Below are 7191 nucleotides of genomic sequence, written 5' to 3'. Positions count from 1 at the left end.
ATATCCTAATCAACTAACTTTTTAAGATTATTAGGTTCCTGTAAGGGCGTTATATTAAAGGCAGCCTTTAATATAACAGAAAAATTAAAGTTTACCATCATAAAATATTAAAACTCCAATCCCATTTTTTTTAAATGCTCCTTCACCTTTGCCTCGTAGGTTTCCACTTCCTTTTCAATCTCCGGCAATGGTTCGGCGTAGCGCTCCTCCAATTCTTTAATCCGTTCGGTCAGGCGCTGTACCACCCGCTGGATTTCGCCCTCTATGGAATCATTCAGCGCGGCAAACCACTTGTTCTTTATTACCAGCGTTTTAATTTCTTCTTCAGTCAGCTCATCGTATTTCTCAAGTGTCTGGCGGGCCAGTTCTTCCTGCGCTTCCTTCACCATCTTGCGGGCGGCGGCTTCGGCTTCAATCAGCGCCAAGCATTGTTCCAGCACCTGCCGCTCTTCTGCCAGTTCCGCATCTGCGCCCAGTTCTTTCAGTTTCTGGTTAACCGCCGCTTTGGTAACTTTCCCTTTGTCGTTTACTACATCCTCCAGTGCTCCTTCCTCGCCGCTGTGTTCTTCCACAAAACTCTCCAGCGCCTGCGCGGCTTCGTCCGCCATTGCTTGCAAATCTTCCAGTTTCGCTTGCGCCTCGGTAAAATAGCGCGCCACAATTAGCGCCGGCGGAAGAAGGTCCATTTTGTACTTCTGCCGGCCGATGGTCAAATCAGGCGTTTCCTTTATCTTGCGCGCTTTATCCTCGATCACTGTTCGCGGCTTTGCCGCTTCCTGCCACCCTTCGGAGACGATCAGATAGACATCGTCCTGCATCGTCTCCAGCCAGTAGTCCATCAGCCGCTGATAAACATCATATTTGTCCAAAAGCAGTACATCCGTAAAGCGTTTCAGTAAATCCTCCGCCAGCTCGCGAATCAGCGTTTTGGGATGGTCATTCTCTTTTAGATTCATCAACCGCTCGCGGTGCGCCTCCTGCCACTTCTGAAAGATTTTCTTCACTCCTTCAGCGTAAGCGGTGAACTCCTGATGGGCGGTGATGGTTTGTTTAATCTGGTTGGGTGCGATGCGTGGCTCGCAGTAACCGTTCCTGCCATTGTTTTGGAACAGCTCCTGCCGCAAGGTGGAAAAAACCTGCCAGTATTCCTGCAATGCGTCGATATCGCCCTCCGGTATGCCACCGTGAATATGGGCGTGCAGATCGTGTAGGTCTTCCGACTCACTGGAGTCGATGTAACGGGGAATGTTCAGGTTGTAGCCGTTTTTGGAATCTGCGATTTCGGTGATGAGAACCATCCGGGAGTAGCCGGGGATTTCTATCTGGTTGTTGAAGACATCCACGATTTTATGGATGTCCTGCTCGCGCAAGCGGTTTTTGTTGCCGTCCTTAATATAGTCTTTGGAGGCATCAATCATAAAAATGCCTTTTCGCGTGGGCGCACCTTCCTTGTCTATCACGACGATGCAGGCGGGTATGCCGGTGCCGTAAAAAAGGTTGGGCGGCAGTCCTATGACGCCCTTGATATAGCCGCGGCACACCAATTCACGGCGGATGTCCGCCTCACGGTTGCCGCGAAAGAGCACCCCATGGGGCAGAATTATTGCACCCTTACCGCTGCTTTTCAGCGATTTGACCAGATGCAATAGAAATGCATAATCGCCGTTTTTTGCCGGAGGTATGCCATAGTCAAAGCGGTCAAATTCGTCATGCTCCAGATCCAACCCGCTGGTCCAGTTTTTCTGTGAAAAGGGCGGATTTGCCACGGCAAAGTCGAAAGTTTTTAGTTTGCCGTCTCGGTTTTTGAAATGGGGATCGGATAGAGTGTTTCCGTGCCAGATTTCTGCGGTGGGATAGCCGTGTAGAAACATATTCATCTTTGCCAGCGCCCAAGTAGCTACATCCATCTCCTGCCCATAGATGGCAAGTTTGGGTGTGTTGGCTTCATTTGCCGCCTTGATCAGCAACGACCCCGAACCGCAAGTAGGATCGTACACTGTGGGCGAATCCAGTTCTTTAGCTCGCTCGATGCCAATTACCTGTGACATCACCCGGGAAACCTCTGCAGGCGTGTAGAACTGTCCCTTGCTTTTGCCGCTTTCAGTAGCAAAATGGCGCATCAGGTACTCATAGGCATCGCCCAGAAGATCATCGCCTTCAGCTCGATTGGTGCTGAAATCCAGTCCTTCAAAGATGGCAATAAGCTTTGAGAGCCGATCCGTCATCTCCTTGCCTCGTCCAAGCTTTGCCTCGTCGTTGAAGTCCGCCTGATCGATTACTCCCAGCAGGTCGTTGGCTTCTGCGATTTTTGCGATGATTTTGTTGATCTTGTCCCCAATCTCCTTATCACCCTTCAAGCCCACCATATCCTCAAAGGCGCATTCTTTAGGCACTTCAATCAGGGCATCACTTTGTTTGGATTTATCAGAAACATATTTCAGGAAGAGAAGTGTCAGCACGTAGTCTTTGTACTGCGAGGCGTCCATTCCGCCGCGCAATTCATCACAGCTTTGCCAAAGCGAGCTATAGAGTTGTGATTTTTTTAGCGCCATTGTTCCACATATTTTAACTGTTAATCAAAAATATCGATATACATGTGGTTATTGTCTATAAACAAACAAATACAAATACCTGTTGAAATTTCTACATTTTCCTCTTTTTACTTGGACAGACAGGATGCTTCACATATTCAGAAATATTCCAGAATGTTTATTTCAGCTAATTCAATAGTAAATAATCTTAAACATTAAAACAAACATATAAAATAGCAGACTTCATATTTAAAAAAAACAGAAAATTCATTAAGGATTCAAAAAAAATATCACGACCGGGAATTTAATTTCTTCTTCTTTATACCTTTTTTAAGTATGATAAGTTCTAAAAGAGAGGAGTGTTTTTTTAGATAGAGTATTTTGAATTGGGACGGGAAAATTATTTGATTAAATTTCAAAAAAAGACTTTGATAAAAAATTGAATTTTCTTTTTCAGAAAAGTTCTGTGCATTCAGCAAGTGTTTTGAAGGAATATCCTTTCTGTTTCAAAGCCGTGACTACATAGCTTATGCTTTCTTCTTTTTTTGATGAGGGAATTCTGAGTCCGGGATGAATTTTAAGAATAGGTTCGAAAAGGTGTGAATCAGTGGCGTCTGCAAAATCTATGATGTGAAGCTCGATATTGATGAATTCTCTTCTTTGTAGCTGAGAAATTAGAAATTTTAAAATGAAGCGCGGAAGAAGAATGATTGATGTTCCGATAAATGGGATAGAAAAGACTGAGGTAATAGGAAATTCTATCAATTCTGCATTGTTATCATTCGTTTTTTTCGTTTTTCGAATCCTGTATGGTTTGTAAGTATAATCGAGATCAGGATTTTTATAAATAACGCTTGCTGTTTCCTTTCCTATTATTTTTTGGAGTGCAATAAAAAAAGCTTTGCCATAAAGATATGTTCTGGAATGAAGTAGAGAAGAGTCGTATCTATATCCCGCCTGTCGTAATATTGTCAATAATTCCTTTGATATGTTATAGCCGGGCGCTCTAAATCCAATAGGGTTTTCGTCTGCGGCATTTTGTAAAAACGAAAAATTTTCCTCGATATCCTTTTTGATTTTTTCATGGCTATTCAATATGAGATGATAATCGTGAGAAAAACTATGGCTCGCTATTTCATGTCCTTCTCTTTTGATTTCTTTCAACATAGATATAGTATTTTCCGAGAATGAGCGTGCTGTAATAAAAAAAGTTGACTTAATATCCAAGCGTTTTAGGAATTTGAGAAATCTTGGTATTGCTTTGAGATAAAGAGGATCATCGGAACTGAGTTTTTGGTTGACACCATAAATTTCATAGTAGGATACCAGAGGGTCAACATCTATATTCAATGAGGCGATTTTTGGCAAAGACACATCAGTGCCCTCAATTCTTTTTTATTCTTATGTTCCAAAAAAGCGTCATTATATTCATCAGTGCTTTCGGAATACGGTGTCTCAATCTTATCGAAGGTGCGCGTTTTTCATTGAGTGTCAACGGCACTTCTTTTATTTTTATGCCTGCTCTTTCGGCTCTTATAACAAATTCGCTTGCAAAAATGTCTTTTCCAATTACGCACTTTTCCATTACGGGCATCAATGCTTCTTTTTTGAATGCTTTTACACCATGAGTATCAGTGCCTTTAAATCCTAAAATAATCCGCAAGACTTTGTTGAGCATATATGTTGCAAGACGCCTCTTGAAGGGCCTGTTGTCCTTTGCACCTTTCATTGCTTTTGAGCCGATAACCATATCAATTCCATTATTCTCGAACTCATAGAAGGCAGAACGATAGAATTCTTTAAAGCATAGGTCGATTTCATCGCATATTACATATTCACCTTTTGCGCGCCTTATTCCTTCCTTCAATGCCAATCCGTAATCAGGTTCAGGATAGTGAAAAATTGATAAGTTAGGGAATTTTTTTGACAATTCTTCTCCCTTTTTCAGGGTGTTGTCATTACTGCCATTTTCTGCAAGGATGACTTCGAAATCATATCTGTCACGAAATTCTTGAATGTCATTGAAGAGTTCATTGATGGCTTTTTCAAGAATACTTTCTTCGTTGTAAACAGGAATCACTATTGTGACTAATTTTTTCCCCATAGGTTTAGAAGTATAGTTGCTTTATTTTTAAAATAAATCATACAATAATGTGCTTTTATAGTCGACAATTTAACCATTCTTTATAGAACATTTTTTTTATTGACTGTTGAAATATCCTTAAAAATCTCTTGACTAAGCTCTTTAAAATTTATCAATATTTGAACAAATATTTATATTGTCCAGAACCTGAATGTTGAATATAGAGGAGCGTATAAAAATGGATAGAATTGAAATTTGTAATCTATTGAAAAAGGATTTGTGCCTTGAGAAAGAGATAATTGCTTTGAGAGTTTTAAGTGAGAATGATATTGAAAAACAGAATATTCCCCAATATGAGGGAGTTACGATGATGGGGCTTTGCTCTCTTATTGGTGAGATACAAACGAGTCCTCGAGTTTTTTATATAACAAAGGATAATGTGCGGTGTCCTGAAGCGCTGATTTCAACGGGTTCGTCAGAGAGATTGACGGAAGAGGAGCATATAGCGACGATTGAAGAAATATTGGAAAATTTTCCCTACCATAAAGATGTCAAGACAGCCAAGAAATACTATGATGAATTGGATAAGAATCTTGTTTTTCCCGAAAAAAAATATGATTCAATGATTGTTGGAACTTTGGAGAAAGTGGAAGAGCCTGATTTGGTCCTTCTTTTTCTTAAACCCAAATATGCAGATATGTTGAATCGTGTACATGCTTATCTTGGCGAGTTTGTTCAAGGATTTGGAGGTACAGGCGGATGTATCTTTCTCGTCCGGTATCCTTATGTCAGCGGGAAGCCGACTTTTTCTACGAGCGACCTTGCTTGGAGGACATTTACTGGAATGACTGAAAACGAACTTACATTTGTATATCCATACAAGAAACTCGTGGAAATAGCTGATGAGATTCACGATGTGGCTGAATATTGTAATGCTTTTGGGAGTTGGTAAAGAAACTTGAATTAAAATAAATTTTTAAAGGGGAGTAAGAAATGATAAGCGAATATGGTTGGAGAGGAAAGATTTTAGATGTTGACTTGTCTGCAGGAAAAAGTGATGTGCATAAAACTCCAGATTACGCAGAGAAATTCATAGGCGGAAGGGCGCTTGCATCAAGAATTTATTGGGATGAGGTTGGGGCAAAGACAGGCGCTCTTGACCCCGATAATCTGTTGATGATAATGACAGGACCTTTGACAGGCACACATGCAACGGCATCATCTCGGTGGGTTATGACTGCGAAATCTCCACATTCATATCCTGACCAATACGGATTTGGAAATGCAGGCGGCTTTCTCGGGGCTGCGGTAAAGCACGCTGGTTATGACGGCATTTTGGTGAGAGGGAAAGCTAAAACTCCATCTTATATTCTAATTGAAAATGACAAGGTAGAGATAAGGGATGCTCAAGGATTGTGGGGGACGACTTCTGATGAAGCGTTGAAAAAATTGAAGGAAATCCATGGGAATATGGCAAGGGTCGTTACAATCGGTCCTGCTGCTGAAAACCTTGTTAGATTTGCTGTGGCTGTGACTGATCAGGGAGGCACCATCTCAAATGGAATGGGTGCGGTGATGGGATCAAAAAATTTGAAAGCTGTTGTTGTAAAAGGCGACCAAAGCGTGCCTGTTGCCAATCCTGAAGGATTGAAAGAGCTCAATAAAAGAATCCGTTTCTTAAGAAAAGGGCTCAATGAAAGTGTCTATATGTCAGAACCAACAGTTGTAATAACAGATATCGAGAAAGGTAAAAATACCCCCTGTTTTGGATGTCCTGCAGGTTGTATGCGGGCAAAATTCAAGCATAAATCCGGGCTTGAAGAGGTAAGAAAAACCTGTGCCGCCGCATTCTTCTATTCACCCTGGGATACAAAAAAACATGGCGAATCAACTGATGCACCATTTTTTGCTACATCGCTTTGTGACCGCTATGGTCTTTGCACAGGAGAGATGGCAAACATTTTGAATTGGCTTTATACCTGTTATGAAAGAGGCATTATAAGTGAAGAAGAAATGGGTGTCCCCATATCTGAAATTGGAAGCGTTGATTTCATCGAGAAACTCGTAGATGCAATAACATATCGGAAAGGTTTTGGAGATTTGATTGCCGAAGGCACTCGACGCGCCTCAATTGCTAAGGGGAAAGAAGCAGAAGAAACAGCGCTTGAAAGAATAATGCCTTCGGGATATGTGAATGATTCTTATGGCGGACGTGTATTTATTATTACATCTTTATTTTATGCTACTGAACCACGAAATCCCATTATTCAGCTTCATGAAGTAAATTATCTGCTTTTGAAGTGGGTACTCTCATATACAACTAATGGTGCAATGTCACCAATAGACATAAAAACATTGAAGAAGATTGCAAAGCGGGTGTGGGGAAGCGAAGAGTCAGTCGATTTTTCAACTTATGACGGCAAGGCTTTGGCGGCATACAAAATACAGAATCGTCAGCATGCAAAAGAAACGATGGTTGGCTGTGACAGATATTATCCTATTCTTGATACTGATCAGGAAGAGGGATATATGGGTGACCCTACATTTGTGCCGCGCCTTTTTTCCGCTGTAACAGGT

General features: G+C 41.4%; 5 protein-coding genes. 2 read left to right on the top strand and 3 right to left on the bottom strand.

Translation table 11 applies throughout. The features are described 5' to 3' along the window. Positions 1–107 precede the first annotated feature (107 nt). From D6734_00265 to D6734_00255, 3 genes are all read right to left on the bottom strand, one after another. Positions 108–2552, bottom strand: coding sequence for a type I restriction endonuclease subunit M (locus D6734_00265; protein ID RMF98466.1), 2445 nt, complete (start codon positions 2550–2552; stop codon positions 108–110). Positions 2553–2984: 432 nt separating this feature from the next. After that, complete coding sequence (locus tag D6734_00260; protein RMF98465.1) at positions 2985–3920, bottom strand: hypothetical protein; 936 nt, start codon at positions 3918–3920, stop codon at positions 2985–2987. Then, positions 3916–4635, bottom strand: a complete 720-nt coding sequence (locus D6734_00255) for a glycosyltransferase (protein ID RMF98464.1) — start codon at positions 4633–4635, stop codon at positions 3916–3918. The genes D6734_00260 and D6734_00255 overlap by 5 nt, the downstream gene beginning before the upstream one ends. 190 nt (positions 4636–4825) lie before the next feature. Between D6734_00255 and D6734_00250 the strand changes: the two genes are divergently transcribed. Together D6734_00250 and D6734_00245 are read left to right on the top strand one after the other, a co-directional pair. Further along, positions 4826–5566 carry a hypothetical protein gene (locus D6734_00250; protein ID RMF98463.1) on the top strand — a complete coding sequence of 247 codons (741 nt, stop codon included), beginning with the start codon at positions 4826–4828 and terminating at the stop codon, positions 5564–5566. A 41-nt stretch (positions 5567–5607) separates the two neighbouring features. Beyond that, positions 5608–7191: hypothetical protein (locus tag D6734_00245; protein RMF98462.1), on the top strand; the 1584-nt coding region annotated here is incomplete at its 3' end.

The sequence above is a fragment of the Candidatus Schekmanbacteria bacterium genome (assembly GCA_003695725.1).
Taxonomy (GTDB): Bacteria; Schekmanbacteria; GWA2-38-11; order GWA2-38-11; family J061; genus J061.
This window is presented reverse-complemented; position numbering and strand designations above follow the sequence as displayed.